Below are 26,030 nucleotides of genomic sequence, written 5' to 3'. Positions count from 1 at the left end.
CCTTTCTCATGCTCTTGAGGCTCGCCGTCCTGATGGCGACGATGGTGATGGCGGACCAGGCTGGGGCGGCGTGTTTCGTGAGCGGCACGGCTCTGCCCGATCCCCGCCAGGCGCTGGCGGCGGCCGACCACGGCCAGGCCGGGCGCGAGGTGATGTCCGCCGTGCTGGACGGCGATGTCGCCGGCGTCGAACGCCGCCTGGCCGTCGACAAGACACTGGCCGCCACGCGCGGTGGTCCGAACGGCGACCTGCTGAGCCTGGCGATCGCGCGCTGCGACAAGCCGATGGTGGAGCGCCTGCTGGCCTTTGGCGCGTCGCCGGACGGCGCGCCGGGCGCCATCCCGCTCAGCCTGGCCCTGCGGGCGACCGACCCCTGGTTCGCAGACCGTCTGCTGAAGGCCGGGGCCGACCCCGGCCGACGGGTTGACGGCGCCTATTGGCCGCTGAAGGCGGCGGTCGGCCTGAACTCCCTGGGGGCGGTGCGGCTGCTGGTCGCCCACGGCGCGCCGGTCGAGGAGCATGACGCCGGCGGCGCGACGCCGCTGCGTCTCGCGGTCGAGCAGCAGAACTTCCGCATCGCCGAATTCCTGCTGCAGCAGGGCGCCAATCCCTGGAGCGTCGGCGCTAACGGCGAGACGGTCGGAGCGGTGGTCGACGGGCCCATGCGCCCAGGCGAGCCGGAGGAGCAGGCGGCGCGCCAGCGCGTCGTGCCGATCCTGGAGAAGGCCGGTTGGCGCTTCCCGGGCGTCCTGGACGCCCGCGAGATCCGCCGCCTGGTCCTGGCCGGCGCCTGGCCGCCGGCGGCGGCGCGCGCCGCCGGCTGGACCTCGCCGCCGCCGGCGACGGTCAAGGCCCGCATGGCTCGCTACTGGGCGGCTGACGGCGAAAAGCGCCCACGCTAGTTCGCGGCTGGACCCGCCGCCGACCTCCCGTGGAGGTCATCCTTCGAGACCCCGGCGGCCGGCATCCAGGCGAAACTCGCCTGCGACGATCCGCCTGCAACCAAGCCGCAACCTTGGCTTTATAATGGGCGACAGTGGCGCTTGTCTGGAGGCTTTGGCGTCAGGAGTTTTAGGGAAGGTGAAGACCATGCAAGTCACGTCCGTTTCCGAGCCGCATCATGTGGACAGGCACGTCGGGGCCCTTATCCGCGCCAAGCGCAAGGCCATGGGCATGTCGCAGACCGAACTGGCCGAGGCGCTGGGCATCACCTTCCAGCAGATCCAAAAATACGAGCGGGGCGCCAACCGCGTCAGCTCGTCCAAGCTCTACGAGATCGCCCTGAAGCTGAACACGCCGCTGGCCGACTTCTTCGAGGGTCTGGATCATCCTGGAATCAGCGGCGACACGCCCGCCGGCGGCCTGATCGACTTTCTCGGCGAAAGCGGCTCGCAGGATTTGGTCGTCGCGTTCAAGGCGATGAACCCCAACCTGCGCCGTCGCCTGGTGGCGCTGGCCAAGGCCATGGCCAATACCGACGACGAAGCCTGAGCGCCCTGCGCCGCTCCGACCATCCTTGAGGGCGGGACCCAGGGTCCCGCCCGACCGGCGGCCTGTTATCAACCTCGCCGCAGTCGCCGCGTGACGCACACGCTTCGCGACAGTTTGCCGCTCCCCCTGAAGTTGTCCGGTTTACGCTAATTTAAGGCGCGCACCACAAGTTATGATAAGTAGTGGTGCCAGATAACGCTGGTACCTGCGCGCGGCGGGGGCCGACGTTATTGTTGAGTGCAGGTAAAAATACGATTTCGTTCGCCGGAGAGGTGACGATCTCAAATATCGGCGCGGCTCGTGACGATCTTGACGCGGCTCTGCGTGAAGATGGTCCGGTTTTCGTCGATATCGCCGCGGTCGAAGAGACCGACCTGACGTTCATCCAACTCATCGAATCCGCGCGCCGCAAGGCCGCTGCGACTGGCCGTGACTTCAGGTTGCGTTATCCGGCGGGCGGCGCGGTGCTGGAAGTTCTGCGCCGTGGCGGCTTCCTCGACGCCGACGAAACCTCCGAGCGCGCCAAGTTCTGGCTTCAAGGGACCGCCCAATGACCTCGATCCTCACCGTGGACGATTCCGCCAGCATCCGGCAGGCGATCAGGATCGCCCTGAGCGGCGAAGGCTACACCGTCACCGAGGCGGTCAATGGCCAGGATGGGCTGGACAAGGGCTCGGCTGGCGGCTTCGACCTGATCGTCACCGACCTGAACATGCCGGTCATGGACGGCCTGGCGATGATCCGTGCGCTGCGCCAGCGCCCGGCCGGCGCCGGCGTGCCGATCCTGTTCCTGACCACCGAGTCCGACGCCGAGATCAAGGCCCAGGCCAAGGCCGCCGGCGCGACCGGCTGGCTGACCAAACCGTTCGACCCCGAGCAGTTGATCCGCGTGGTCAAGAAGGTCCTGGCCAAGTGAGCGGCCTCGATCCCATCGAGACCTTCCGCCAGGAAGCCCAGGACCTGCTGGAGGAGATCGAGCAGGGCCTGCTCGACCTGGCGCATCGTCCGGGGGATCGCGATCTGGTGGACGCGGTGTTCCGCGGCCTCCACACCCTGAAGGGCTCGGGGGCCATGTTCGGCTTCGACGCCCTGGCCGCCTTCACCCATCACTGCGAAACCGCCTTCGACCGCGTCCGCAAGGGCGAGGTTGCGGCCACGCCCGAACTGGTCGGCGCGGTGCTCGCCGCCCAGGACCACATGCGGGCCCTGGCCGAGGGCCGCCCTGCGTCCGAGGCGGACGGCGACTTGCTGCTGGCCGATCTGCATCGCGTGGTCGAGGCCGCCGGGCGCCCGGCGTCCGCCGAGATCGTTTCGGAACCCGGCCTGAACCGTTGGCGGGTCCGCTTCAGCCTGCCGGCCGATGCGCTGCTCAACGGAACCCGGCCGCTGCCCTTGCTGGACGAGCTGCGTGAGCTGGGCGACTGCACGGTGGTCGCCATCACCGACGCGACGCCCGACTTCGACGTGCTGGTCCCGACCGAATGCCACCTGGCCTGGGACGTGACCCTGGTCACCAAGCACGGCCGCGACGCCATCGAGGACGTCTTCATCTTCGTGATCGACAACATGACCCTGGACATCCAGGACATGAACGCCGCCGCCGCCGAGCCCGAAACCGTCGCGGACGTCGCCGAGGTTCGTGGCGCGCCCCAGGCCGTCGCGACCCAGGCGGAGGTCCTCAACGAAGCCCGGGGGACCAAGGCCGGCGGCGACACCGTGCGCGTCCCCGCCGAACGCCTGGACGAGATGATGGACCGGGTGGGCGAGCTCGTCATCGCCCAGTCCCGTCTCAAGCAACTGGCGGCCTCCAGCAGCGACATCGCCCTGCGCGCCGTGGCCGAGGAGATCGAGCGCCTGGCTTCGGAGATGCGCGACACCATGATGGTCGTGCGCATGGTGCCGATCGCCCAGCTGTTCGGCCGCTTCCGCCGGCTGATCCACGACCTGGCCCGCGACACCGGCAAGGCGATCGAGCTGTCGACCGAGGGCGAGGCCACAGAGCTGGACAAGACGGTGATCGAGCGCCTGGCCGATCCGCTGATCCACCTGATCCGCAACGCCGCCGACCACGGCCTGGAGACCCCCGAACAGCGCCTGGCCGCCGGCAAGCCGGAGTCGGGCCAGGTCGTGCTGGCCGCCCGCCAGTCCGGCGCCGAGGTGGTGATCACCATCACCGACGACGGCCGCGGCGTCGATCGCGCCCGGGTTCGCGCCAAGGCCGAGGAGAACGGCCTGATCCAGCCCGGCCAGGTGCTGAGCGACAACGAGCTGCTGCAACTGATCTTCGCGCCGGGCTTCTCGACCGCGGCGGCGATCACCAACCTGTCGGGGCGCGGCGTCGGCATGGACGTGGTCAAGCGCACGATCGAGGGCCTGCGCGGCTCGATCGACCTGACCAGCACGCCGGGCCAGGGCTCGGTGGTTTCGCTGCGCATCCCGCTGACCCTGGCGATCATCGACGGCCTGCTGGTGCGGGTCGGGACGGGTCGCTACGTCATTCCGCTGGCCTCGGTCGAGGAGTGCGTGGAGCTGTCGGTCGAGCAGGATGTCCGCTCCACCGGCCGCAACCTGATCACCCTGCGCGATCAGCTGGTGCCGTTCATCCGCCTGCGCCAGATGTTCGCCACCGGCCTGGAGCCGGATCCCCACCAGAAGATCGTCGTGGTCTCCACGGGACAGGACCGCGTTGGCCTGGTCGTCGACCAGATCCTCGGCGACCACCAGACCGTCATCAAGGCCCTGTCGGCCTTCCATGCCGAGGTTGGGGCCTTCTCGGGGGCGACCATCCTGGGCGACGGCGGCGTCGCCCTGATCTTCGATATCGCCCACCTGGTGGCCGCCGGCCAGGGCCAGGACGCGCCGCTGCGCGCCGCTAGCTGATGAAGGGCCCGGACATGACCGCCGAACCGTCGACCCAAGCCATCGAGGCCCTGACCTTCGACCTGCGCGGCGAAACCTTCGCCCTCGAGGCCAGCCTGGTCCGGGAAGTCTTGGACCTGTTGCCCGAGACCGGCGTGCCGGGGGCGCCGCCGTTCGTCGGCGCCGTCATCAACTTCCGCGGCCGGGTGATCCCGCTGGTCGACCTGCGCCTGGCCTTCGACATGGACGCGGCCGAACCCACGATCGACAGCCGGATCGTGGTCATCGAACACGAACTGGACGGCGAGCCGGCCCTGATCGGTCTGCGGGCCGACAAGGTTCACGAGGTGACCACGATCGACCGCGCCGTCACCGAAGAGGTTCCGCGCGTCGGCCTTCGTTGGCGATCCGACTTCATCCGCCTGCTGGCGCGGCGCGACGGCGATGTGATCGTCATTCCCGACCTCGAGCAGATTTTCGCCGCGCGTGGCCGATCCGGCGCGTCGGTCACCACCCTTCACACCATTCAGTCTTGAGCGAACAGGGGCTTCCAGTGCGTTTCACCATCAAAGCCAAGCTGATCTCGGCGTTCGGACTGCTGATCGTCCTGATGACGGGCGCGGCCCTGCTCGGGGTCAGCGAGCTGAACAAGCTGAACACCGCCCAGAGCGCCATGATCGCCGGGCCCATGGCCCAGCTGCAGCGCGCCCAGTCGCTGAGCATCGACCTCCTGCAGATCAGCCGCGCCGAGAAGAACATGGCGCTGGCCGACGACGATGAGGAGGTTGAGGGCCAGAACGCCAAGGCCGAGACCCAGCGGCAGGCCGTCCAGGAACTGGTGGCTGCCGGGGTTTCCGCGGCGACCAACCCCGAGGCGAAGGCCAAATGGACGGCGCTCCAGGCCGACTGGGAGGTCTATGCCGCTTCGGACACGGCGATGCGCCGCGAGATCCTCGCCCACCAGCGCGCCGACGCGATCCGCCGGATGCAGACCTCGCATCGGACGATCACCAACAGCGTCACCGAAAAGGTCGACGGCTTGGTCGTGCTCAATCAGGGGCTCTTGAAGACGACCGAGGAAAAGGCCGACGCGGCCTATGTCAACGCTCGCAACCTGATGATCGGCCTGGTGGCCGTCTCGCTGCTGATCGCGGTCGCGGCGGCGGCCTGGATCGCCCTGTCGATCAGCCGGGGCCTGTCGAAGATCGCGGCCCTGGCCGACGCCGTGGCGCTGGGCGACCTGGACCAGAAGGTCCAGGTGACGACCAACGACGAGATCAAGGACTTGGTCGAGACCGTCAACCGGATGACCGAGAACCTGCGGGCCACCGCCGCCATCGCTGACAAGGTGGCCGACGGCGACCTGACGGTCGAGACCAAGCCGCTGTCCGACAAGGACATCCTGGGTGTTGCTTTGCAGCGGATGGTTGAGCGTCTGCGCGGCGTGGTTTCCGACGCCATCTCGGCCTCGGACAATGTCTCCGCGGGCAGCCAGGAGCTGTCGGCGGCCTCGGAGCAGGTGTCGCAAGGCGCCACTGAGCAGGCCTCGTCGGCCGAGGAGGCCTCGGCCTCGATGGAAGAGATGGCCGCCAACATCAAGCAGAACGCCGACAACGCCGCCCAGACCGAGAAGATCGCCCGCCAGTCGGCTCAGGACGCCGAGGTGTCGGGCGAAGCCGTCAATCGCGCCGTCGAGGCCATGCGGACGATCGCCGAGAAGATCGCCATCGTGCAGGAGATCGCCCGCCAGACCGACCTGCTGGCCCTGAATGCGGCGGTGGAAGCCGCCCGGGCCGGCGAGCATGGCCGAGGGTTCGCCGTGGTGGCCTCGGAAGTGCGCAAGCTGGCCGAGCGTTCGCAGACCGCCGCTACCGAGATCGGCGCGGTGTCTTCTGACACGGTGAAAGCCGCCCAGTCGGCGGGCGAGATGCTGACGACCCTGGTGCCCAACATCCGCAAGACCGCCGAACTGGTTTCCGAGATCAGCGCCGCCTGCCGCGAGCAGGACATCGGCGCCTCGCAAATCAACGAGGCCATCCAGCAGCTGGACAAGGTGACCCAGCAGAACGCCAGCGCCTCCGAGCAGATGTCGGCCACCTCCGAGGAGCTGGCGGCTCAGGCCGAGGAGCTGCAGGCCTCGATCGCCTACTTCCGTCTGTCGAACGTCGCCCAGGCACAGCGCAAGCCGGCGCCGGTCGTGCGCCTGCCGGCCCGCGGCGGCAAGACCGCGCCGCGCAAGGCCCCGGCCCGCGCCGTCGCGGTGCAGCAGGCCCGCGCCCACGGCTTCGCCCTCGACCTGAGCCAGGGCGGCCCCGACTCCGACGACCGCGACTTCACCGAATACTGATCCGTCCCAAGGACAAGACCATGCGCTTTACGATCAAATTGCAGCTCGGCCTCGCCTTTGGCCTGATCATCGCCCTGCTGCTGGCCGCGACCCTGTTCGGGATCAACAGCCTGTCGACCACCAATCGCGACATGAACGCGATGGTCGACGGGCCCGCCGTGCGCCTGCAGGCCGCCCAGCAGTTGAACATCCACATGCTCAATGTGGTGCGGGCTGAAAAGAACATGGTCCTGGTCGACAGTCCCGAAGAGGTGAAGACCTTCGAGGCCTCGATTGAGAAAGAGAAGCGCGCCTTCGAGGCCCTGCTGACCAAGGCCGAGGGCCTGGCGACCGCCGAGGGCAGGCCGAAGTGGCAGGCGCTGGGCGACGCCTGGGAGCGACTGATCACCGCCCACGACCGCGTCTACGCCCTGGCCCTCGCCGACAACGACGCGGCGGCCGCCGCCGTTTCGATGGGCGACGGGCGCAAGGCGGTCACCGAAGCCGCGGACCAGGTGCAGGAACTGGTCGAACTCTCCCAAGCCCAGCTGCAGGCGGCCACCGACAAGGCCGACGAGGACTTCGCCTCGGTGCGCAACAGTCTGGTCGCCCTGACGGTGGTCTCGCTGCTGATCGCGGCCGGCGCGGCGCTCTACATTTCGATGGCGGTCGGCAAGGGCCTTAACCGGGCCTCGGAAGCGGTGCGCGCGGTGGCTGACGGCGACCTGACCAAGACCGTCGACATCACCACCAAGGACGAGATCGGCGATCTGCTGGGCCATGTGAACGTCATGATCGAACGCTTGCGCGGCGTGGTCTCCGACGCGATCTCGGCCTCGGAAAACGTCTCGGCCGGCAGCCAGGAGCTGTCAGCGGCTTCGGAGCAGGTGTCGCAAGGCGCCACCGAGCAGGCCTCGTCGGCCGAGGAGGCCTCGGCCTCGATGGAGGAGATGGCGTCCAACATCAAGCAGAACGCCGACAACGCCGCCCAGACCGAGAAGATCGCCCGCCAATCGGCCAAGGATGCGGAAGTCAGCGGCGAGGCGGTCAGCCGGGCCGTCGAGGCCATGCGCACGATCGCCGAAAAGATCACCATCGTGCAGGAGATCGCCCGCCAGACCGACCTGCTGGCCCTGAACGCGGCGGTGGAAGCCGCCCGGGCCGGCGAACATGGCCGCGGCTTCGCCGTGGTGGCTTCGGAAGTGCGAAAGCTGGCCGAGCGTAGCCAGGCGGCGGCGACGGAGATCGGCGCGGTGTCTTCGGACACGGTGAAGGCCGCCCAGTCGGCGGGAGAGATGCTGACGACCCTGGTGCCCAACATCCGCAAGACCGCCGAGCTGGTCGCCGAGATCAGCGCCGCCTGCCGCGAGCAGGACATCGGCGCCTCTCAGATCAACGAGGCCATCCAGCAGCTGGACAAGGTGACCCAGCAGAACGCGAGCGCCTCCGAGCAGATGTCGGCCACGTCCGAGGAACTGGCCGCCCAGGCCGAGGAACTGCAGGCCTCGATCGCCTATTTCCGCACCAGCGCCGGCGGCGCCGCGACGCGTCGTCCGACCGCCCGTTCCGCCGTCAAGCGCCCCGCGGCGTCCGCGGCTCGCAAGCCCGCCGTTTCGACGCCGCGCCAGACGGTCGCCGCCCAGCAGGCGCGGGCCGGCGGCTTCGCCCTCGACCTGACCAGCGGCGGTCCCGACGCCGACGACGCCGACTTCCGGGAATACGCCTGATGGCCGGTCCCGCCGATCGTCAGTTCGTCACGCTGGGCCTGGGCGCCGAAGTCTTCGCGGTGTCGGTGAGCCACGTACGCGAAATCCTGGACTACCAGCCGCCGTTCGCGATCCCTGAGGGGCCCGATTACCTGATGGGCCTGACCGACGTGCGGGGGCGCGGCACTCCAACCCTCGACCTGCGCCTGAAGCTGGGCTTGCCCCGCGTCGAGCCGACCGGCGCCACCCGCATCCTGGTGCTGGACGTGCCGGTCGACGACCGTGTGCTGTCGCTGGGCCTGGTCGCCGACCGGGTGATCGAGGTCGTCGCCTTTTCGGAGAGCCAGATTGAAGGCGCGCCGGATATCGGCGTGCCGTGGCGCTCGGACTATATCCAGGGCGTGGTGCGTCGCGAGACCGGGTCCGGCGGCAGCGGCTTCGTGGTGATCTTCGACCTGGGGCGCCTGCTGACCAGCCAGGACGCGGCCGCCCTCAGCCAGGCCGCCTAGGATTGCGCCCGGTGGCCCAAGCAGCCGCCCGAACACGAGCGGCGCGAGCGCCGCGAACGGAGACGCCCGTGTCGAGACAAGCCGCCGCCGTGCTGCAAGCCCCGGAGATCGAACAGCTGAGCGCCCGCAATTTCCAGCGCCTGGCGACGTTCATCCACGACTACAGCGGCATCAAGATGCCGGCCAACAAGCGCACCATGCTGGAAGGCCGCCTGCGGCGCCGGATGCGCGCCACGCGGATCGACGACGTGAACGCCTACTGCCGCTACCTGTTCGACGAGAATGGAATGGAGGCCGAGGTCATCCACCTGATCGACGCGGTGACCACCAACAAGACCGAGTTCTTCCGGGAGCCCGCCCACTTCGACTTCCTGGTGGCCAAGGGGCTGCCCGCCCTGGCCGCCAAGGGCAAGACGGAGATCAAGATCTGGAGTTCGGCCTGCTCGACCGGCGCCGAGCCCTACACCCTGGCCATGATCCTGGACGAGTTCTGCCAAAAGCAGCGGGGGACGGACTATTCGATCCTTTGCACCGACATCTGCACCGAGGTGCTGGGCCAGGCGATCGCCGGTCGCTTTTCCGAGCAGATGATCGAGCCGGTCTCGATGGCCCGCCGCCAGCGCTACCTGATGCGGGCCCGCGATGCGTCGCGCAACGAGGTGCGGATCAAGCCGCACCTGCGGTCCAAGTTGGCCTTCGGTCGCCTGAACCTGATGGACGAGGCCTATCCGATCGAGACCGGTCTCGACATCATCTTCTGCCGCAACATCCTGATCTATTTCGACAAGGCCACCCAGGCCAAGGTGCTGAGCCGGCTGTGCAACCATCTGGCGCCTGGCGGGTATCTGTTCCTGGGCCACTCGGAGTCGATCGTCGGCATCGACCTGCCCGTTGTCCAGATCGCCAATACGGTCTTCCAGAAGCGATAGCTCATGTCCGTGGTCCGCAAGATCCGTGTCCTGATCATCGACGACTCGGCCACGGTGCGTCAGACCCTGACCTCGATCCTGGAATCCGATCCGCAGATCGAGGTGCTGGGCGTCGCGTCCGATCCCTTCGTGGCCGCCAAGCGCATCGCCGAGGAGATCCCCGACGTCATCACCCTGGACGTCGAGATGCCGCGCATGGACGGCATCACCTTCCTGCGCAAGCTGATGGCCCAGAAGCCGATCCCGGTGGTGATGTGCTCGTCCCTGACCGAGGCGGGCTCGGAGACCCTGCTGCAGGCGCTGGAAGCGGGGGCGGTCGACATCATCCTGAAGCCCAAGGTCGGGGTCGCCGACCATCTGCTGGAATCGAAGATCCGCGTCTGCGACGCGGTCAAGGCCGCGGCCGGCGCCAGGCTGGCCGGCGTCAAGCGCCTGGTTCCGCAGTTCACCCGGCCGGGCCACGAGCCGGAGAAGAAGCTGACGGCCGACGCCATGCTGCCGCCGCCGACCGGGGTGCGGGCCATGGCCCGCACGACGGAGAGCGTGGTCTGCGTCGGGGCCTCGACCGGCGGCACCGAGGCGCTGCGCGTCCTGCTGGAAGGCCTGCCGCCGGACTCGCCCGGCATGGTCATCGTCCAGCACATGCCCGAGAAGTTCACCGCCTCGTTCGCCCGGCGGCTGGACAGCCTGTGCGCCGTCGAGGTCAAGGAGGCCGAGGACGGCGACACCGTGCGGCGCGGCCGGGTGCTGATCGCGCCGGGCAACAGGCACACCCTGCTGGAGCGCAGCGGCGCCCGTTACTACGTCTCGGTCAAGGACGGTCCGCTGGTGTCGCGCCATCGGCCGTCCGTGGACGTCCTGTTCCGCTCGGCGACGCGCGCGGCCGGGTCGAACGCTGTGGGCGTGATCATGACCGGCATGGGCGACGACGGCGCGCGCGGCCTGGCCGAGATGAAGCAGGCCGGGGCCTTCACCCTGGCCCAGGACGAGGCCACCTCGGTGGTGTTCGGCATGCCCAAGGAAGCCATCGCCCTGGGCTGCGTCGACCGCGTTGTTCCGCTGCGGGGCCTGGCGGGCGAGGTGCTGCGCGCGGCCAGCCGGTAGGCGTGCACCTGGGATCGATAGGCGAGGGACCTCACCCGCGTGAAGCGCCTTGGTCCAGTTGGCGCGCCTTGCGGATTGCACCTGTACGTTGTGAGGATTTATCCTGCGGTTTTTGCGGCAGGCCTTTGCGCGCCCGCCTCCATCCTCCTGTGAACGTGTGGCCATGCGAAACACGACCCTCCGCCTGATGATCGTCTTGGCCTCCGCCTCATGCGGCTCCGCGGGCGCCGCGGGCGTGAAGCCAGGACCGGTCGTGTCGTGGGGGAAGCCCGACGTCTCGTTCGACGACTACCGAAAGGACTCGATCGCGTGCGGCGAGCGGGGCGCGACAACCTCGATGAAGGGCCGTGGCGAGTTCGACGCGGTGGTGTTGGGGCTGGACCGCCAGGATACCGATATCGACATCGGACGATCCCTGCCGCCGTCCCTGACCCGGGAAGACCCGACGCAAAAACTGGCGCGCGACTATGCGCTCAACGGCCTGAAGAGCCGGCCCGAGCCGAAGGTGAAGGCTCTGCAGCGGTTCCTCGTCGACCATGTCGAGGCTTGCCTGTCGGAAAAGGGCTATGTCAGGTTCACGCTGACCCCCGCCCAGGCGGCGGAGCTGGGCGGATACAGGAAGGGCTCGCAGGCGCGTTTCAGATATCTGCATGCCCTGGCCAGCCGCGAAGCGGTCATTCAGCAGCAGCGCTACGAGCCCTAGCTCGGCCGACCGGGCGCGCGGCCGCGGTCCGCGCCCCTGGCCTAGAACAGCACGTCGTCCTCATCCTCGACCACCGGGGCGGCCGGTGCGGACGCCTCGACCGTCGCCAGCCCCCCGGTGAGCGACCGATGGACCTCGCGCTCCTGCGCCATGGTGTACTGCCGGGCCAGGCGATCCAGCAGCGGGCGCAGGGCGTGGGCGATGTCGTCGGTGGGGATCTCGTCCTCGCCCGCCATGTCCAGAAGCTGGTTGGCGGCGTCGTCGAGCACCGAGCCGATTTGCTTGTGGAAGTCGAAACGCTCGGCGGCCCGCCGCAGCATGTCGACCACGTCGGCGCCCTGGCGGGCCGCGGCGGTCAGCGCGCTGTCGACGCCGTCGCCGGCCTTGCCGATCCGGGCGACCGCGCCGCTCAGCACCGCCGCGGCGGCCGCCGCCCTGCCGAGGCCCTGGGTCTCGCCCTGACCCAGGGCCTCGGCGGCGTCGAACAGACCTTCCAGCGAACTGGTGGTCTGGGCCGCGGACTTCTCCAGGTGGATGGCGTGCTGGCGCAGTTCGACGGCGATGACGCCCAGCGGCTTGCCGGTCTCGCCGATGCGGCTGCATTTGAGGGTGGTGTTCAGCGCCATCATCTGCACGTCGGCGCGGATGTTCTGGATGCCGGCGATGCGTTCGGTCAGTTCGCGGGCCGAAACGGCCGCCGAACGGCTGAGCGTTTCCGCGGCCCGCTCACCGGCGGTCATGTCGCCGACCAGATCCAGGGCCTGGCCGACATGGCCTTCCAGATCGCGCAGGAAGTTGGTCTCGGACTGGCCGGTCTGGCCCGGGGCCTGGCCCGAAGCCAGGTCGCGCAGGCGCAGCAATTCGGTGGCGTCGGCGGCCATGCCGACCACGTTGTGCCCGATGCGCGCGACCTCGCGATGGAAGTCCTCGGCCATGGCGGCCAACTGGGCGCCGAGCAGGCGGTGAACGAAGGCCTGGGCGCGCTGGCGCGGTTCCGGAGCGAGGGTGGCGATCTCGCCCGCCCCGTTCAGGAAGCCCAGACCGGCTTGGACGTGTTCGATCCGCTGGCGGGTGATGTCGCCGATCTGCAGGGCGGCCAGGCCGCCGCCGACCTTCTTCTGGACGTCGCGGGCCAGGACGGCGACGCTGACGGCGACGCTGGCGATCCGCCCGTGATGGCCGGCGATGGCGGTGGCGCTGGCCGTCAGGGCGTCGGGCACCGCGGGCAGCAGGTTGGCGCAGCTCCTGGCCAGGTTCTGCTCGTGAGCCAGGGCGCCGCGCAGGGTCTGGTCCAGGCCGGTCAGGTCGTTGTTGAGGGCGTCCAACTGGGCGCCGCCCATCTCGATGCAGTCGTAGATCTCCTGGGCGAAGATCGCGAACTCGGGACCCGCCGCGGCGATGCCGCCGGACGTGATCTTGATGTTGATCGCGAAGACCCGGAGATAGGCCAGGTGCTGGCGCATCTCGGCGATGCGGCCGGCCAGGCCGTCGCTGAACTTGACCAGCTCGCCGACGCGCTGGCGGCGGGCGTCCAGGCTGTCGGGCAGCGACTTCAGCGTCGCGGCGGCCTGGGCCAGTTCGCCGGTGGTCGCCGTCACGGTCTCGGCGTCGAGATTGGTGCGGATCGCGTCCAGGCCGGCGATCAGCGCGCCGACCCCGTCGACGGCCCGCGACAAGACGTCGCCGGCTTCGAGGAAGCGGGCCTCCACCACCTGGCGGGCCGATTCCAGGCGCGCGCCGATCCGAGCGCCTCCATCGGCCTCGGCCGAGGCCTGGAAAGTCGTTGCGAAAACCGCCGAGGAAGACGCCAAGCCCATGAAATCGCCGGATGATTACTGTTGCCGCATCATGCCGGAAGATGTGCGAAGGGCGGGTAAAGATCGCACGCCTTGGCGTTGATCAGGCTTGCGCGACCAGCGCCTCCGGTGCGCCGTGGGCCGCCTCGAAGGCCCGGTCGATCGCCGAGAACAGCATGGCGCTGGTGATCGGTTTCTCCAGGTGCAGGTCGGCCCCCGCCTGGCGGCTGGCGTGGACGTGCTCGGGGCGGGCGTTGGCGGTCAGCATGATGATCGGCGTCCGCGTCGCGCCGGCCGCCGCCTCGCGCGCCCGGATCTCGCGAACGGCGTCCAGGCCGTCCATCACCGGCATCTGCATGTCCATCAGGATCAGGCTGGGCGCGACGGCGGCGCACAGGTCGACCGCGTCGCGTCCGTTCTCGGCGCTGAAGATCTCGGCCACCTCGGCCAGCATCAGCTCGACGATCTTGCGGTTGGTCGGGTGGTCGTCGGCCACGAGGACCCGCGGCATGGCGGGCGGTTCCAGCACGGGGTCGGCCATTTCCTCGTCAAGCGCCCGCTGATGGACGGGAAGGGGCAGGCTGAACCAGAAGGTCGATCCCTCGCCCGGAGCGCTGTCGCAGCAGAGGACGCCGCCCATCAGCTGGACCAGCTCGCGCGAGATGGCCAGGCCCAGGCCCGTGCCGCCGAAGCGGCGGGTGAACGAGGCGTCGGCCTGCTGGAAGCGCTCGAAGATGCGGCTCTTCTCGGCGGCGTCGAAGCCGATGCCGGTGTCGCGGACGGAGAAGCGCGCACGCTCGTCCGCCTCCACGGCGACGTCCAGCGTCACCCGGCCACGATCGGTGAACTTGACCGCGTTGCTCACCAGGTTGGTCAGCACCTGACGCAGCCGGGCGTCGTCGCCGATCACCGTCCGCTGGGCGGCCGGATCGACGCGGATCTCCAGCAGCACGCCCTTCTCCTCGGCGCGAAGGGCGCACAGGGCGCCGACCGATCGGGTCAGCTCGCCCAGGTCGAAGGGTTGGTTCTCGACCGTCACCTGCCGCGCCTCGATACGCACCAGGTCGAGGATGTCGGACAGCAGGCGTTCCAGGCTGCGGCCTGAATGGCCGATGATCTCGACCAGTTCCCGCGCCCTGGGCGACAGCTCGCCCCGGGCCAGCAGGTCGGCGCCGGCGACGATGCCGTTCAGCGGCGTGCGGATCTCGTGGCTCATATTGGCCAGGAACGCGGTCTTGGCCTGGCTGGCCTGTTCGGCCTGGTCCAGGGCGGCGCGCAACGAGGCCTTGGCCAGCTTGCTGGCGGTGATGTCGTCGCCCAGGGTGATCAGGTGGGGTGCGCCGATGTCGTCATAGGTGGCCAGGGTCTTGGTCAGCAGGTAGCGGGGCGCGGCGCCGGGCTCGCCGCCGACCTGTTCCTCGCAGATCCGCATCTCGCCGGTCTCGAGCACCCGGCTTTCGATCTGGGTCAGGGTCCGGGCGAGGGCGGTGGGCAGCACGTCCTCGGCCGTCCTGCCCACCGCCTCCTCGGCGACCAGGCCGAAGGCGTCCTCGGCGGCCCGGTTGATCAGCACATAGCGGCCGTCCTCGGCGTTCTTGACCGTCAGGGGCGAGGGGAGAAGCTGGATGACCGTCTTCAGGAAGCCCAGGGTTTCGACCTCCTCGGTGACGTCGCGGGCGCAGGCCAGCAGGCGGATCACCGCGCCGCTCCGGTCGCACATCGGCGAGATCGTCGTGTCGCAATAGGCCCGGCGCCGGGCGTCGCCCAGGAACGCGCGGAAGTGGGCGACCTGGCCGCCGCGGGCGATGTCGAGGGCGCGATCCAGCGAGAAACGACTTTCCTCCGGCCAGATCGAGCGCCAGGCGGCTGAGTTGTCCTGCCTGGCCGCGAACAGCGCCTGGGCGCGGCGGTTGGCATGCTCGACCACGCCGTCCAGCCGCAGGATCCAGGCGCATTCCTGGCTGGCGTCCAGGACGTCGAGCGCGCCATAGCCCCCGTCCTGGTCGCTGGAAGCCTGGTCCTGCACGCGGATACCCTTACGAGGTTACGAGCGACGCCCTGGGAAACAGCTTCGCTGTCGCCATATGCGCAGCTCGTATTGAAAGGACCGTTAAATCCGGGTCTTTCGGCGGAAAGGAGCGCCTCGGCATGGGATATCGACCCCTCGTCCGCTCGGAGCTGCCGGTCGACACGGTCGCCCTGGCGCGCTTCCTGATCGGCAAGGTGGTGGTGCGCGAGACGCCGGAAGGCGTTCTCAGCGGCGCCATCGTCGAAACCGAGGCCTATGGGGTGGGCGACGCCGCCGGCCATGCCTATCGCGGCATGACGCCGCGCACCCGCTCGCTGTTTCTCGAGTCCGGCCATGCCTACATCTATCTCAGCTACGGCAGCGCCTACATGCTGAACGTCTCCAGCGAGGCGGCCGGGGTCGGGGCCGGGGTCCTGATCCGGGCCCTGGAACCGCGGGATGGGGTGGCGATCATGCAGCGCAACCGGCGGACAGAGCGACTGCGGGACCTGACGCGAGGGCCTGGACGCCTGGCCCAGGCGCTGGAGATCGGTCCCTGGGCCGACGGACTGGATCTTTGCCAGGAAGGCCCTCTATGGTTGGCCCAGGACGACCCCGAGAGCGATGGCGATTTCGGCGAAATCGGGCGGGGCGTGAGGATCGGCCTTTCGCGCGAGGCGGACCGTCCGCTGCGCTTCTATGTTCGAGGCAATCGGTTCGTCAGCGGCCCCAGGCCGCTCAACCTGTAGGCCCGCACCCATGGAAAAACCGCTCCCCGACATCGTCGCGCCGGGCCTGGGTCTCACCTTCCGCGGGCTGAACCCCGGACTTTCCGCGGCTGCGGCGGGCCATCACTTCGTGGGCCGCGGCAAGCGGTTCTGGCGGGTCCTGCACCTGGCGGGATCACGCCGCGGTCGCAGAGCCGATCGTGCGCTGGAAGGCTGCCGAGCGAGGCGAGGCTCGGATCCAGCCGTCGATCGGTCGGTGATGTTAGTTACGGGCGCTCGGTCAGTCCTGGACCTCGGCGGTGAACACCTTCTGAACGATCTGCCAGCCAGCGCCGAAGTTGAAGCAGGATAGCAGGTCTGTGACGTTACGCGACGGCATCCGCAAACGGAGCTTGAGCAACGCCATGTCGTGCGTGGTCACGATGGCGAGGATCTCGTCAGCGCGCGCGACGCCGGCGTCCCGGGGCGAGGTCAGGCTCCTGACCGCATCGAGCCAGGCGGGCAGGGGGGTGACCAGCACGCTATCGTCGTCGCCCCGCCGGGTTATGGACGCGGCCGGACTGAAGAGGGGCGCGAACTTGCCGGCGTCCATTTCGTAGGCGGCGTCGAAGTAGGTTTGCGCCAGGGCGATCAGCCCGGCTAGATTTTGCTTCGGTGGTGTGTTCAACGGCGTCATGGCGGCATTCCTTCAAATCCAGCGGCTCGCTTGGTTTAAAGAAGGGCTTGTCGATGTTTAGCCTGCGCGCGCTAACCAGCCTTGTAAGCTGACCTAACCAATTACGGGCGACCATGAATACGCCTCTTCCGTCTGCCGGTGACTTCAACCAGCTCCGCGCCTTCGTGGCGGTCGCCGGTTCGCTGAGCTTCAGTCGCGCGGCCGAGAGCCTTGGCGTGTCCTCCTCGGCGCTGAGCCAGATGGTCCGCGCGCTCGAGGAGCAGGTCGGGGTCAGCCTGTTCAACCGGACGACCCGTAGCGTCTCCCTCACGGACGCGGGCGCCCAACTGTTCGATCGGGTTCGGCCCAACGTCGAGGCGTTGGCGCAGGCGCTGGGCGAAACCCGAGAGCGCCGAGCCGAGCCGGCCGGCGTCGTGCGCCTGCACTGCTTCCGGGCGGCGGCGGGACTCTATCTGACGCCGATCCTGCGCGCCTTCAGCGACGCTTTTCCGCACGTAATCCTGGATGTCACCCTCGACGACGCCGTGGTGGACATCGTCGCCAACGGCTATGACGTCGCTATTCGGCTCGGCGAGGTCATCGACAAGGACCTCGTCGCGGTGAAACTCGGCCCGGATCTGCGCCAGACGGCCGTGGCTTCTCCCGACTATCTCGCCCGTCACGGCACGCCGGCGCATCCACGCGACCTGCTGGCCCATCGCTGCATCGGTTGGCGCTGGCCCGGACACAAGTCGCCCTACAAGTGGGAGTTCATGGAGAACGGCAAGTGGTTCGAGGTCGCCGTCGACGGTCCCTTGATCTCCAACCTCAAGGACTTTGGGGTGCAAGCTGCGCTCGAAGGGGTCGGCGTCGCCTTCGCCAGCCAACAGCTGATCGCGCCCCATGTCCTTCAGGGGACGCTCGTTCCGCTGCTCGAAGCCTGGTCCGCGCCCTTTCCGGGTTATTGCCTCTGCTATCCGGCGCAACGGAGAATGGCGCCGCCGCTCCGCGCCCTGATCGACACCATCCGGAGCGGTCCTCCCGTCATGAAGGCGGCGCGCCGCGTCGGCAGCACGCCGGCGGTGGCCGAGTAGGCGCCGAAAGACCGAGAGAGGGGCAGGTGCCGACTCGCTCGCACGCGCCATCGGATCGACGTCCTTACAGGCGCTGATAGACCGTCCTGGTAATCCCGCTTTCGAACGGTTCGACGTCCACGCACCCAGGACTGGTGCGCAGGCCTTCTTCTTCGAACAGCCGCGTACCGTCGCCGGGTATCACCGGATGAACGAGAAGGTGGTGTTCGTCGATCAAGCTAAGCGTGGGGCTGGCATTGAGCATCGAAAAACCAAGGCCGGCCCCAGCGTCGGGGTCACCTTGACACCACGTTAAGCGGAGGAATATACTCCGTTTAATGTCTGCATCAACTCGATCGTCAGGAATGGGACGGGAGGCGGCGATGCGGGCCGATGCGCGAAAGAACCGGGAACGGCTTATCGAGGTCGCCGTCGAGCTCGTTCTTGAAGTCGGCGGCGAGCCCGCCCGAGACGCCGTCGCCGCACGGGCCGGCGTCGGGATTGGAACCCTCTACAGGCACTTCCCGGACCGGCAGTCCCTTCTTCACGCCGCCGTCCGTCACGTGCTGGAAAGGAGCATCAGTGCTGGAGAGGACCTGGTCGAGACGGTTCCAGACGGCGTCGATGCGCTCCGCCGATACATGCACGTGGCGCTCGATAACGGGATCGGGGCGGTGAACATCATTCATCCGCTTTTGGAGAGGCGAGACTGGCCCGATCTTCACGCCCGCGCCGTGAAGCTCATGCAGACCCTCGTCAGCGGGGCCGTCCGGGACGGTCCGCTCCGTTCCGATTTCTCCGAGCGCGACATCGTCTTCGCCTTGATCCGCTTCGCGCGGCCCCTGGCGGTGGGATTGCCGCCGGGCGAGGAGCGCGCGCTCGCCCATAGGCACCTCGATTTCTACATCGACGGGCTCTGCGTCCGCCAACCCCGCGCCACCGCCTAACCTCCCCGGACAGACCAGGAGCCGACAAGCCCATGTACGCCAAGGATGTCCCCGCCGGAACGGTCTTCTACCATGGAACGAAAGCGAGCTTGCGCGTCGGAGATCTGCTCAGCCCCGGGTTCCAGAGCAATTTCGTCGAGCGCGAGCTGAAGCACATCTACTTCAGCGCGACGCTTGAGGCCGCGACCTGGGGCGCCGAGCTTGCGAAAGGCGAGGGGCGAGGCCGGATCTATACGGTCGAGCCGACCGGTCCCTTCGAGGACGACCCCAATCTCACCGACAAGCGATTTCCCGGTAATGTCACGGCGTCCTACAGATCAGCGCATCCGCTGCGCGTGACCGGCGAGATCAAGGACTGGGCGGGCCATTCTCCCGAACAGCTGGCTCAGATGAAAGACAATCTTGAGCGACTGAACCAGGAAGGCTCCGCCACGATCATCGAGGACTGAAATCTCAACAGTCGATCAACTCGGGGACGGCTCGGCGACCCGGCTGTTCCGGGGCGGAGGCGATCTCAAACCGAACCAGGAGAACGTCGTGTCAAGGTTCGCCGGAAAACGCATTGTCATCACGGGCGCCACGAGCGGGATCGGCCGAGCCGGCGCCGTCAGGATCGCCGCCGAGGGCGGCATGGTCATCGCGACGGGACGGGACGCGTCGCGGCTCGCGGCGTTGCGGGAGGCGCTTCCATCGCACTGTCTGGTGCTGGCCAACGACGCGGCGCGGCCCGAGGACGCGGCCGAACTGCGCCGCGTCGTGGCTGACGACGGTCCGATCCACGGCCTGTGGCTGAACGCTGGCTATGCCGAGGTCGGTCCGATCGATGATATCGACGCCGCCTTCTTCGATCGGATGATGGCCGCGAATGTACGGGGACCTGTGCTCGAGATGGCGCAGCTCTCGGATCTGCTCGCCGACAGCGCGGCGGTCGTCGTAACCGCGTCGACGGCTGTCTACGAAGGCTCGGCCATGGCAAGCGTCTACGCCGCGACAAAGGGGGCGCTGCTCGCCCTGGTTCGATGCTGGGCGTCCGCGCTGGGCGGGCGCGGCGTTCGCGTCAACAGCCTCGTGCCGGGTCCGATCGACACGGAATTTCGCGCGTTCATGGCCGACGAATTCCGTCACCGGTTCGAGGCCGACGTGATTGCCCGGCTGGCCTTGCCGCGCATTGGAACCGCCGACGAGGCGGCCGCCGTGGCCCTGTTCCTTCTTTCCGACGACGCCACGTTCGTCACCGGAGCGCAGTACGCCGTCGATGGCGGCCTGGTGATGCAATAGCCGTCGCATGCGGGCGTCCAGGCGCCAGCGCTGACCGGCGAAGGGTTCTCCGTTTCCCGTTTCACGACCAAGGGCGATGCGATGGATAGGCGCAGCTTTCTGACCGCGGCGATCGCCGCAGCCTCCGGTGACGGTTTCGGCCCGTTGCCGTCGGCGGCGTCTCGGGACGTGCTCAGGTTCAGGGCCAAGCTCAGGCGCCTGAACTTGCCGCAAGGCCGGATCGCCTATGCGGACCGGGGCGTGGGGCCCGTGGCGCTCTTCATCCACGGCTTCCCGCTCAATGGGTATCAGTGGCGAGGCGCGCTGGATCGGCTCTCGGATCAACGCCGATGCCTGGCGCCCGACCTCATGGGGCTGGGCTACACCGAGGTCTCGAACACGCAGGACCTGTCGCCGCAAGCCCAGAGCGACATGCTGGTCGCCTTGCTCGACGGGCTTTCCGTTGGCGCCGTCGATCTGATCGCCAACGACAGCGGAGGCACGATCGCGCAGCTTTTCGCCACGCAGCATCCCGCGCGAGTGCGAACCCTGCTTCTCACCAACTGCGATGTGCACGAGAACAGTCCTCCGCCGCAGATGGCCGGCTCGATCGCCAAGGCCAGGGCCGGGGTCTACGACCAGAAGATCGCGCTGCATCTGGACGATCGGGTCTACGCCCGGTCCGCCAACGGCATCGGCGGCGGCGCCTATGTCGATCCCGCGAGTTTCTCCGACGATGCGCTGGAGTACTACTTCAGGCCGCTCGTGGCGTCGCCCGAGCGCCGATCCCAGCTCAACCGCTACCTGGCGGCGTTCGAGCCCAACCCGTTGCTCGCCATCGAACCGGCGCTGCGTCGGTCCGCCATTCCCGCCCGTATGGTCTGGGGAACCGCAGACCCTCTTTTCCCGGTTCAGTGGGCGGAGTGGCTGGACCGGACCCTGCCCAAGTCCCGCGGTATCCGCCTCGTCGAGGGCGGCAAGCTGTTCTGGCCGGAAGAGCGTCCCGACATCCTGGCCAGCGAGGCGAAGACGCTCTGGGCGGGCCAGCTTGGATGACGCCGTCCGGCACCAGTGGTCCGGCATGGCGCCAGGGCTCAATCGGCTCCGGATTGCTCCAAGACAAGCCGCTTCGTCATCAGCGCGCGGGCCACACGCTGCGAGTTCTTCGCCACAGCGCCCAGTTCGGGGTCGGCGGCGCGATAGCGGTTCCCCCGATCACACTGGAACGCTGGGCCGAAGACATCTTCGGCGCGTCATGGCGCGCCCCCTGAACGGGCGACCGATTATAGACCTGGAGGATTCGGAAAATGAGAAAGCTCGTTCTTCAGATGCAGATGTCGGTCGACGGCTTCGTCGGCGCCGACGGTGACCGCGATTGGCTGGTTTGGAACTGGGGTGACGACAACCGTTGGGACGAGGCGTTGAAACGAGATTTCAACGCCCACTTCCAGTCCGTCGACACCATATTGCTGAGCCGCAAGATGGCGGAGGAGGGCTATCTGTCCCATTGGGGCAATGCGGCGAACAGATACCCGCAGGACCCGTTCTATGCGTTCGCCCAGCGCATCGTCGACGTGCGGAAGGTCGTACCGAGCGACAGGCTGGCGACGTCCCGATGGGAGCGTACGGAGGTCAGAAGCGGAAACCTGCCGAAGGAGGTCGGCGCGTTGAAGGCCCAGGACGGCGGCGACATCGCCGTCTTCGGCGGCGCCGGTTTCGCCTCGGCGTTGATCGCGGACGGACTGGTGGACGAGTTCCAACTCTACATCAATCCGGCTGTCCTTGGCGGTGGAACCCGCATCTTCGACCAGGCTGGCTTCGGCGGGCTCCGCCTGCTCGGCTCAAGGGCCTATGAATGCGGCGTCGTGGTGAGCCGTTACGCTCCGGCTGCTTAAGCGGGTTCAAAATCGCCTGCTGAAGGGACCAGCCGTCCGCGATGCCCTCCTTGTCAGGCGGACGGCGCGTCGCCCTGGATTTCGCGCTTTTTTCCGAAGACGGGGAAGGCGCCGGCCGCCCCATAGTCCGTGTCGCCCTTGGCGTTCTTCAGGGCCTCGAGGTCGGCGTCGGAAATTTCGAAGTCCACGGCCGCGTTGCTGCGCATGTGCGCTGCGTTGGCGGTCTTGGGGAGCGGCAAAAGACCGAGCTGGAGGCAATAGCGAATGCAAAGTTGCGGGACGCTGACGCCGTATTTCCCGGCGAGGGCGCCAAGTTCGGCGTTGTCGACCAGGGCGCCATGGGCGACGGGCGAGTAGGCTTCGACCAGGACGCCTTTGGAGCGCGCATAGTCGATCAGATCGAACGGCGTGGCGCCGACATGGGCCAGAACCTGATTGACCATCGGCTTGACGCCGCCGTTGTCGAGCAGGTTGTCGAGGTCCGCGCGCTCGAAGTTGGATACGCCGATCGCGCGGAGCTTGCCCGCGCTGTAGGCCTCTTCCAGCGCACGCCAGGCTTCCAGATTGCCTTCGAAGAAGTGCTCGCCCTCCCTGAACTCCGCCCACGGCTGAGGGCTGTGGATCAGCATCAGGTCGATGTGGTCCAGATCCAGAGTCGCCAGCGAACGGTCGATGCGGTCCTTGGCCTCCGAATAGCGCTTGCACTCGGCGACCAGCTTGGTGGTCACGAAGACCTCGTCGCGGGGAACACCGCTGGCGCGAAGCCCTTCTCCGACGCCGCGCTCATTGGCGTAGGCCTGGGCGGTGTCGATGTGGCGATAGCCGATGTCGATGGCCTCGCGCACGACGCGTGCGACCTCGTCGTCGGCGATCCGCCAGGTGCCGAGGCCAAGCTTTGGAATCCTCACCCCGTTGGCGAGGCCGAACGTTTCTTGCAGGATCATCGTGTCATCCTCTGGAGCGGATCGGTGGTCATATCGCGCGAGCCTCCGCGGACGTGAACTCGCCGCGTGGGCTGCGGTAGATGAGGGCGGCTGAAGGACAGGGACGCCGCGCCGAGGACGGTGAGGCTGGCTCCGGGGAACTGCAGCAGAGTACGGCGGCCGAATTGCGGCTCGTCAGGTCGCATGGGCGCCTCGTGGCGTAGGGGGAGACCGGGGCGCGCTGAAGGCTCCGGCGATGGTGGCGGCGGCCAGCAGGATCGCGCTGGCCGCGAAGGTGGCGCGATAGCCGCCGGCGTCGAACAGCAGGCCGCCGCCGGCCGCGCCCAGGGTGATGGCCAGTTGGATCACCGCCACCATCAGGCCGCCGCCGGCGTCCGTGTCTTCAGGCAGCGTGCGGGCCAGCCAGGTCCACCAGGCGACCGGCACGGCGGTCCCTACCAAGCCCCAGCCCATCAGCAGGATCGCTGTCGCCGGAGGCGAGGCGCCGGCGACGAGCAGGGCCAGGGCCGTGGCCGCCATCAGCAGCGGCGCGGCGATCAGCACGCGGCGCAGGCCCTTGCCGATCACGCGGCCGATCAGCGCCGTGCCGGCCAGGCCCGCCACGCCCATCGCCAGCAGGACGAACGACAGGGCCGAGGCGTTCAGGTGGACGACCTGTTCGAGGAACGGCCGCAGATAGGTGAACAGCGAGAACTGGNAGGCCCGCCACGCCCATCGCCAGCAGGACGAACGACAGGGCCGAGGCGTTCAGGTGGACGACCTGTTCGAGGAACGGCCGCAGATAGGTGAACAGCGAGAACTGGCCGGCGAACAGCAGSGCCATGCCCAGCAGGCCGGCCTTGGCGCGCGGCCGCYTCAKCACGCCCAGCACGCTGGACGACGCACCGGCCGGGACGCGCATCGTCGGCATCGACAGCCACTGCCAGGCGAAGGTSGCCAGGGCCAGCGGRACGACCAGGAAGAAGGCCCCGCGCCAGCCGATGAACTGGCCAAGATAGCTGCCCAGCGGCGCGGCGATCATCGTCGCCAGGGCGTTGCCGCCGTTCAGCACCGCCAGGGCGCGCGGGACATCCTTGCCGGGAACCAGCCGCATGACGGTCGCCGCCGACAGCGACCAGAAGCCGCCGATGACCACGCCGATCAGCGCGCGCCCGACCATGAACAGCGGCGCGTTGGGAGCCAGCGCCACCAGCAGGCCGGAGACGCCCATCAGCCCGGTCAGGCCCAGCAGCAGGGCGCGGCGGTCGACGTGCGCGACCCGGCCGACGGCCAGGCTGGTGATGACGGCGAAAAGGCCGGAGATCGAGATCGCCTGGCCGGCCAGGCCCTCGCTGAGGCGCAGGTCCGCGGCGATCGGCGTCAGCAGGCTGACCGGCATGAATTCCGACGCGATCAAGGTCGCGACGCACAGCGTCAGGGCGAAGACGGCGCTCCAGCCGCCTCCGGCTTGGGCGTCCTCGTCGGGCAGCGGAGCGGTGGCGGCGTGTGTCGTCATGGTGCGGAAAATAGGTCTTTGGCCTGGAGGGTCGATCCGCCGCGACCTAATCGGGGCGGTGAGTTCTGCTCATCATGGCTGGGACGGTGGCGTCGTGGCCAAGTCGCGANGGCGTGTGTCGTCATGGTGCGGAAAATAGGTCTTTGGCCTGGAGGGTCGATCCGCCGCGACCTAATCGGGGCGGTGAGTTCTGCTCATCATGGCTGGGACGGTGGCGTCGTGGCCAAGTCGCGAGCCTCTGGCTTCCAAGCCTTGTCGAAGCGGCGTTCGGGCCGGCCCGACAAGGCTTGGGAGGGGCGCCAACCCTGCTTGTCGGCGGTGATTAGGTGCGCTGGCGTTTACGACCTGATGAAGCAAATTCGCCGCCGCCGACGCCGTCGCGCGATGTTCGCGCGTGATCACCGTCGCACCTGTTGAGCGCCAGCCCCGGCTCTGAAGGCCCGTACCAGCCTAAAGCCCAAGGGGGCGCATTTCGCGGATCAGCTCGATCAGCAGCCGCAGGCCCACGGGAACATGTCGGCGACTCGAATAATAGATATGGAAGCCGGGTCCGGGTGTCGTCCAATCCTTGAGCACAAGCCTGGCCTTGCCTTGCTCCACCAACGGCGCGACCACGGCTTGCGGCGCGTACATGAGGCCGGCCCCGCCCGCCATCAGCGACAGGATGAAGCCCGTCTCATCAAGGACGAGGCTTCCTGGTGAAGTGATCAGGATCTCCTCGCCATCGCGTTCGAATTCCCAGCGATACATGCGATCGTCGCCCAGCCGAAACCGCAGGCAACGATGCTGATGGAGGTCATCGGGATGCTCGGGCGCGCCGAACCGATCAAGATAGCTCGGCGAGCCTGCCACGACCCAACGCAGGTCGGCCGAAAGGCGCTGGGCGATCATGTCCTCCGGCACGGTGCCGCCATAGCGAATGCCCGCGTCGAAGCCGCTGTCGATCACGTCGATCATGTGGTTGCTAACGGCGATGTCGACCTCGATATCGGGATAAAGATCAACGAAGGCGGGCAGGACGGGGGCAAGCAACAACGTGGCCGCGTCAGTCGGCACGTTCAGCCTGATGCGACCGGAGGGGCCGTCCCGGAACCGGTTGAGGTCCTCCACGGCCTGTCCGATCTCATCGAACGGCGAACTGATCGCCGACTGCAATTGCTCGCCGGCGGCGGTCAAGGTCACGCTGCGGTTGGTGCGATTGAGCAAGCGCACGCCTAGGCGGGACTCCAGACCCTTGATGGCGTGGCTGAGCGCCGATGCGCTGATCCCCAGCTCCAGCGCCGCGCGGCGAAAGCTCCGGTGCTTGGCGGTCACCAGAAAATACGAAAAGTCCGCCAGGTCCGAACGGCCAAACAGCATGGGGTTTTTTGACCTTTGTGTGAGGGCCTGAAGATCGGTCCGATGGCGGACGATCCAATTCCGGGGGCGGTTGCCGTCCTATCGGTGCTTCGAAGACGGGCGAATGCGAAAGCCTCATTGCTGTATCGCGCCCTGTCAATATTACCCACTTCCACGGCCTTAGGCCTTTTCGATCAGGCGGATTGGTGATCAGGGCATGGTGGGATCGGTCAAGGAGGCTCGGTTGAGCGCTTATCTCGCTTGGCC

General features: G+C 68.1%; 27 protein-coding genes. 20 read left to right on the top strand and 7 right to left on the bottom strand.

Annotation, left to right across the window (positions count from 1 at the left end; translation table 11 throughout):
• Window positions 1-8 precede the first annotated feature (8 nt).
• From ASD47_RS12365 to ASD47_RS12310, 12 genes are all read left to right on the top strand, one after another.
• Window positions 9-902 carry an ankyrin repeat domain-containing protein gene (locus tag ASD47_RS12365; protein ID WP_056756615.1) on the top strand — a complete coding sequence of 298 codons (894 nt, stop codon included), beginning with the start codon at window positions 9-11 and terminating at the stop codon, window positions 900-902.
• Between the two features lie 187 nt (window positions 903-1,089).
• On the top strand, window positions 1,090-1,491 hold the full coding sequence (locus ASD47_RS12360) for a helix-turn-helix domain-containing protein (protein WP_056756779.1): 402 nt from the start codon (window positions 1,090-1,092) through the stop codon (window positions 1,489-1,491).
• A 185-nt stretch (window positions 1,492-1,676) separates the two neighbouring features.
• Window positions 1,677-2,045, top strand: coding sequence for a lipid asymmetry maintenance protein MlaB (locus tag ASD47_RS12355; RefSeq protein WP_162251638.1), 369 nt, complete (start codon window positions 1,677-1,679; stop codon window positions 2,043-2,045).
• Window positions 2,042-2,407 (top strand): response regulator, encoded by a 366-nt coding sequence (locus ASD47_RS12350; RefSeq protein ID WP_056756608.1) that lies wholly within the window; start codon window positions 2,042-2,044, stop codon window positions 2,405-2,407. The genes ASD47_RS12355 and ASD47_RS12350 overlap by 4 nt, the downstream gene beginning before the upstream one ends.
• Window positions 2,404-4,371 (top strand): chemotaxis protein CheA, encoded by a 1,968-nt coding sequence (locus tag ASD47_RS12345; protein ID WP_056756605.1) that lies wholly within the window; start codon window positions 2,404-2,406, stop codon window positions 4,369-4,371. Before ASD47_RS12350 ends, ASD47_RS12345 begins: the two co-directional genes overlap by 4 nt.
• Before the next feature lie 14 nt (window positions 4,372-4,385).
• Window positions 4,386-4,886 (top strand): chemotaxis protein CheW, encoded by a 501-nt coding sequence (locus ASD47_RS12340; RefSeq protein WP_082564599.1) that lies wholly within the window; start codon window positions 4,386-4,388, stop codon window positions 4,884-4,886.
• Between the two features lie 17 nt (window positions 4,887-4,903).
• On the top strand, window positions 4,904-6,697 hold the full coding sequence (locus ASD47_RS12335) for a methyl-accepting chemotaxis protein (RefSeq protein ID WP_056756597.1): 1,794 nt from the start codon (window positions 4,904-4,906) through the stop codon (window positions 6,695-6,697).
• A 20-nt stretch (window positions 6,698-6,717) separates the two neighbouring features.
• Entirely contained in the window at window positions 6,718-8,403 is a 1,686-nt protein-coding gene (locus ASD47_RS12330) for a methyl-accepting chemotaxis protein (protein ID WP_056756592.1), read from the top strand.
• Window positions 8,403-8,891, top strand: a complete 489-nt coding sequence (locus tag ASD47_RS12325) for a chemotaxis protein CheW (protein ID WP_056756590.1) — start codon at window positions 8,403-8,405, stop codon at window positions 8,889-8,891. The genes ASD47_RS12330 and ASD47_RS12325 overlap by 1 nt, the downstream gene beginning before the upstream one ends.
• Window positions 8,892-8,959: 68 nt before the next feature.
• Complete coding sequence (locus ASD47_RS12320) at window positions 8,960-9,820, top strand: protein-glutamate O-methyltransferase CheR (RefSeq protein WP_056756585.1); 861 nt, start codon at window positions 8,960-8,962, stop codon at window positions 9,818-9,820.
• A 3-nt stretch (window positions 9,821-9,823) separates the two neighbouring features.
• On the top strand, window positions 9,824-10,924 hold the full coding sequence (locus tag ASD47_RS12315) for a chemotaxis response regulator protein-glutamate methylesterase (protein ID WP_200945257.1): 1,101 nt from the start codon (window positions 9,824-9,826) through the stop codon (window positions 10,922-10,924).
• Window positions 10,925-11,177: 253 nt separating this feature from the next.
• The gene (locus tag ASD47_RS12310) at window positions 11,178-11,627 is read left to right on the top strand and encodes a hypothetical protein (RefSeq protein WP_156402223.1); all 450 of its coding nucleotides are present in this window, start codon (window positions 11,178-11,180) and stop codon (window positions 11,625-11,627) included.
• Between the two features lie 41 nt (window positions 11,628-11,668).
• Here the strand turns inward: ASD47_RS12310 and ASD47_RS12305 are convergent, their stop codons facing one another.
• Both ASD47_RS12305 and ASD47_RS12300 read right to left on the bottom strand, forming a co-directional pair.
• A complete protein-coding gene (locus ASD47_RS12305; RefSeq protein ID WP_056756578.1) occupies window positions 11,669-13,444 on the bottom strand; it encodes a hypothetical protein in 1,776 nt (591 codons plus the stop codon).
• 82 nt (window positions 13,445-13,526) lie between these two features.
• Complete coding sequence (locus tag ASD47_RS12300; protein WP_056756575.1) at window positions 13,527-15,449, bottom strand: ATP-binding protein; 1,923 nt, start codon at window positions 15,447-15,449, stop codon at window positions 13,527-13,529.
• A gap of 122 nt (window positions 15,450-15,571) precedes the next feature.
• On the opposite strand from ASD47_RS12300, the gene ASD47_RS12295 reads away from it, so the two are divergent.
• Both ASD47_RS12295 and ASD47_RS28230 read left to right on the top strand, forming a co-directional pair.
• On the top strand, window positions 15,572-16,180 hold the full coding sequence (locus tag ASD47_RS12295) for a DNA-3-methyladenine glycosylase (RefSeq protein ID WP_056756570.1): 609 nt from the start codon (window positions 15,572-15,574) through the stop codon (window positions 16,178-16,180).
• Window positions 16,131-16,511: a uracil-DNA glycosylase family protein gene (locus tag ASD47_RS28230; RefSeq protein WP_369800293.1), complete on the top strand. Its 381-nt coding sequence runs from the start codon at window positions 16,131-16,133 to the stop codon at window positions 16,509-16,511. Before ASD47_RS12295 ends, ASD47_RS28230 begins: the two co-directional genes overlap by 50 nt.
• Here the strand turns inward: ASD47_RS28230 and ASD47_RS12290 are convergent.
• Window positions 16,440-16,835 carry a nuclear transport factor 2 family protein gene (locus ASD47_RS12290; RefSeq protein WP_056756565.1) on the bottom strand — a complete coding sequence of 132 codons (396 nt, stop codon included), beginning with the start codon at window positions 16,833-16,835 and terminating at the stop codon, window positions 16,440-16,442. The genes ASD47_RS28230 and ASD47_RS12290 overlap by 72 nt on opposite strands.
• Before the next feature lie 113 nt (window positions 16,836-16,948).
• Here ASD47_RS12290 and ASD47_RS12285 point away from each other — a divergent pair, with 113 nt between their 5' ends.
• The 6 genes from ASD47_RS12285 to ASD47_RS12255 all read left to right on the top strand — a co-directional run bounded on the left by ASD47_RS12285 (window position 16,949) and on the right by ASD47_RS12255 (window position 21,986).
• Window positions 16,949-17,908, top strand: coding sequence for a LysR family transcriptional regulator (locus ASD47_RS12285; protein ID WP_056756561.1), 960 nt, complete (start codon window positions 16,949-16,951; stop codon window positions 17,906-17,908).
• Window positions 17,909-18,270: 362 nt separating this feature from the next.
• Complete coding sequence (locus ASD47_RS12275; RefSeq protein ID WP_162251637.1) at window positions 18,271-18,834, top strand: TetR/AcrR family transcriptional regulator; 564 nt, start codon at window positions 18,271-18,273, stop codon at window positions 18,832-18,834.
• Window positions 18,835-18,866: 32 nt separating this feature from the next.
• The gene (gene arr / locus ASD47_RS12270; protein WP_056756554.1) at window positions 18,867-19,283 is read left to right on the top strand and encodes an NAD(+)--rifampin ADP-ribosyltransferase; all 417 of its coding nucleotides are present in this window, start codon (window positions 18,867-18,869) and stop codon (window positions 19,281-19,283) included.
• A gap of 88 nt (window positions 19,284-19,371) precedes the next feature.
• Window positions 19,372-20,112: an SDR family NAD(P)-dependent oxidoreductase gene (locus ASD47_RS12265; RefSeq protein ID WP_056756551.1), complete on the top strand. Its 741-nt coding sequence runs from the start codon at window positions 19,372-19,374 to the stop codon at window positions 20,110-20,112.
• Between the two features lie 81 nt (window positions 20,113-20,193).
• Window positions 20,194-21,147, top strand: coding sequence for an alpha/beta fold hydrolase (locus ASD47_RS12260; RefSeq protein ID WP_056756544.1), 954 nt, complete (start codon window positions 20,194-20,196; stop codon window positions 21,145-21,147).
• 251 nt (window positions 21,148-21,398) lie between these two features.
• Window positions 21,399-21,986 (top strand): dihydrofolate reductase family protein, encoded by a 588-nt coding sequence (locus ASD47_RS12255; protein ID WP_056756541.1) that lies wholly within the window; start codon window positions 21,399-21,401, stop codon window positions 21,984-21,986.
• Between the two features lie 53 nt (window positions 21,987-22,039).
• Here the strand turns inward: ASD47_RS12255 and ASD47_RS12250 are convergent, their stop codons facing one another.
• The 4 genes from ASD47_RS12250 to ASD47_RS12235 all read right to left on the bottom strand — a co-directional run bounded on the left by ASD47_RS12250 (window position 22,040) and on the right by ASD47_RS12235 (window position 25,784).
• The gene (locus ASD47_RS12250) at window positions 22,040-22,930 is read right to left on the bottom strand and encodes an aldo/keto reductase (RefSeq protein WP_056756538.1); all 891 of its coding nucleotides are present in this window, start codon (window positions 22,928-22,930) and stop codon (window positions 22,040-22,042) included.
• Window positions 22,931-23,104: 174 nt separating this feature from the next.
• A complete protein-coding gene (locus ASD47_RS28225; protein WP_369800299.1) occupies window positions 23,105-23,575 on the bottom strand; it encodes an MFS transporter in 471 nt (156 codons plus the stop codon).
• 53 nt (window positions 23,576-23,628) lie between these two features.
• On the bottom strand, window positions 23,629-24,308 hold a 680-nt coding region (locus tag ASD47_RS28220; protein WP_369800298.1), incomplete at its 3' end, for an MFS transporter.
• Window positions 24,309-24,875: 567 nt separating this feature from the next.
• Window positions 24,876-25,784, bottom strand: a complete 909-nt coding sequence (locus tag ASD47_RS12235; RefSeq protein ID WP_056756533.1) for a LysR family transcriptional regulator — start codon at window positions 25,782-25,784, stop codon at window positions 24,876-24,878.
• Window positions 25,785-26,030 lie beyond the last annotated feature (246 nt).

It is taken from the genome of Caulobacter sp. Root1472, from assembly GCF_001426985.1.
In the GTDB taxonomy this organism is placed as follows: Bacteria; Pseudomonadota; Alphaproteobacteria; order Caulobacterales; family Caulobacteraceae; genus Caulobacter; species Caulobacter rhizosphaerae.
This window is presented reverse-complemented; position numbering and strand designations above follow the sequence as displayed.

Bases quoted from the DNA above. Each gene is read 5' to 3' on its own strand.
- ASD47_RS12365 (WP_056756615.1), top strand. From the start codon at position 9: ATGCTCTTGAGGCTCGCCGTCCTGATGGCGACGATGGTGATGGCGGAC.
- ASD47_RS12360 (WP_056756779.1), top strand. From the start codon at position 1,090: ATGCAAGTCACGTCCGTTTCCGAGCCGCATCATGTGGACAGGCACGTC.
- ASD47_RS12350 (WP_056756608.1), top strand. From the start codon at position 2,042: ATGACCTCGATCCTCACCGTGGACGATTCCGCCAGCATCCGGCAGGCG.
- ASD47_RS12340 (WP_082564599.1), top strand. From the start codon at position 4,386: ATGACCGCCGAACCGTCGACCCAAGCCATCGAGGCCCTGACCTTCGAC.
- ASD47_RS12330 (WP_056756592.1), top strand. From the start codon at position 6,718: ATGCGCTTTACGATCAAATTGCAGCTCGGCCTCGCCTTTGGCCTGATC.
- ASD47_RS12325 (WP_056756590.1), top strand. From the start codon at position 8,403: ATGGCCGGTCCCGCCGATCGTCAGTTCGTCACGCTGGGCCTGGGCGCC.
- ASD47_RS12315 (WP_200945257.1), top strand. From the start codon at position 9,824: ATGTCCGTGGTCCGCAAGATCCGTGTCCTGATCATCGACGACTCGGCC.
- ASD47_RS12305 (WP_056756578.1), bottom strand. From the start codon at position 13,444: ATGGGCTTGGCGTCTTCCTCGGCGGTTTTCGCAACGACTTTCCAGGCC.
- ASD47_RS12295 (WP_056756570.1), top strand. From the start codon at position 15,572: ATGGGATATCGACCCCTCGTCCGCTCGGAGCTGCCGGTCGACACGGTC.
- ASD47_RS28230 (WP_369800293.1), top strand. From the start codon at position 16,131: ATGTTCGAGGCAATCGGTTCGTCAGCGGCCCCAGGCCGCTCAACCTGT.
- ASD47_RS12290 (WP_056756565.1), bottom strand. From the start codon at position 16,835: ATGACGCCGTTGAACACACCACCGAAGCAAAATCTAGCCGGGCTGATC.
- ASD47_RS12285 (WP_056756561.1), top strand. From the start codon at position 16,949: ATGAATACGCCTCTTCCGTCTGCCGGTGACTTCAACCAGCTCCGCGCC.
- ASD47_RS12275 (WP_162251637.1), top strand. From the start codon at position 18,271: ATGCGGGCCGATGCGCGAAAGAACCGGGAACGGCTTATCGAGGTCGCC.
- arr (WP_056756554.1), top strand. From the start codon at position 18,867: ATGTACGCCAAGGATGTCCCCGCCGGAACGGTCTTCTACCATGGAACG.
- ASD47_RS12260 (WP_056756544.1), top strand. From the start codon at position 20,194: ATGGATAGGCGCAGCTTTCTGACCGCGGCGATCGCCGCAGCCTCCGGT.
- ASD47_RS12255 (WP_056756541.1), top strand. From the start codon at position 21,399: ATGAGAAAGCTCGTTCTTCAGATGCAGATGTCGGTCGACGGCTTCGTC.
- ASD47_RS12250 (WP_056756538.1), bottom strand. From the start codon at position 22,930: ATGATCCTGCAAGAAACGTTCGGCCTCGCCAACGGGGTGAGGATTCCA.
- ASD47_RS12235 (WP_056756533.1), bottom strand. From the start codon at position 25,784: ATGCTGTTTGGCCGTTCGGACCTGGCGGACTTTTCGTATTTTCTGGTG.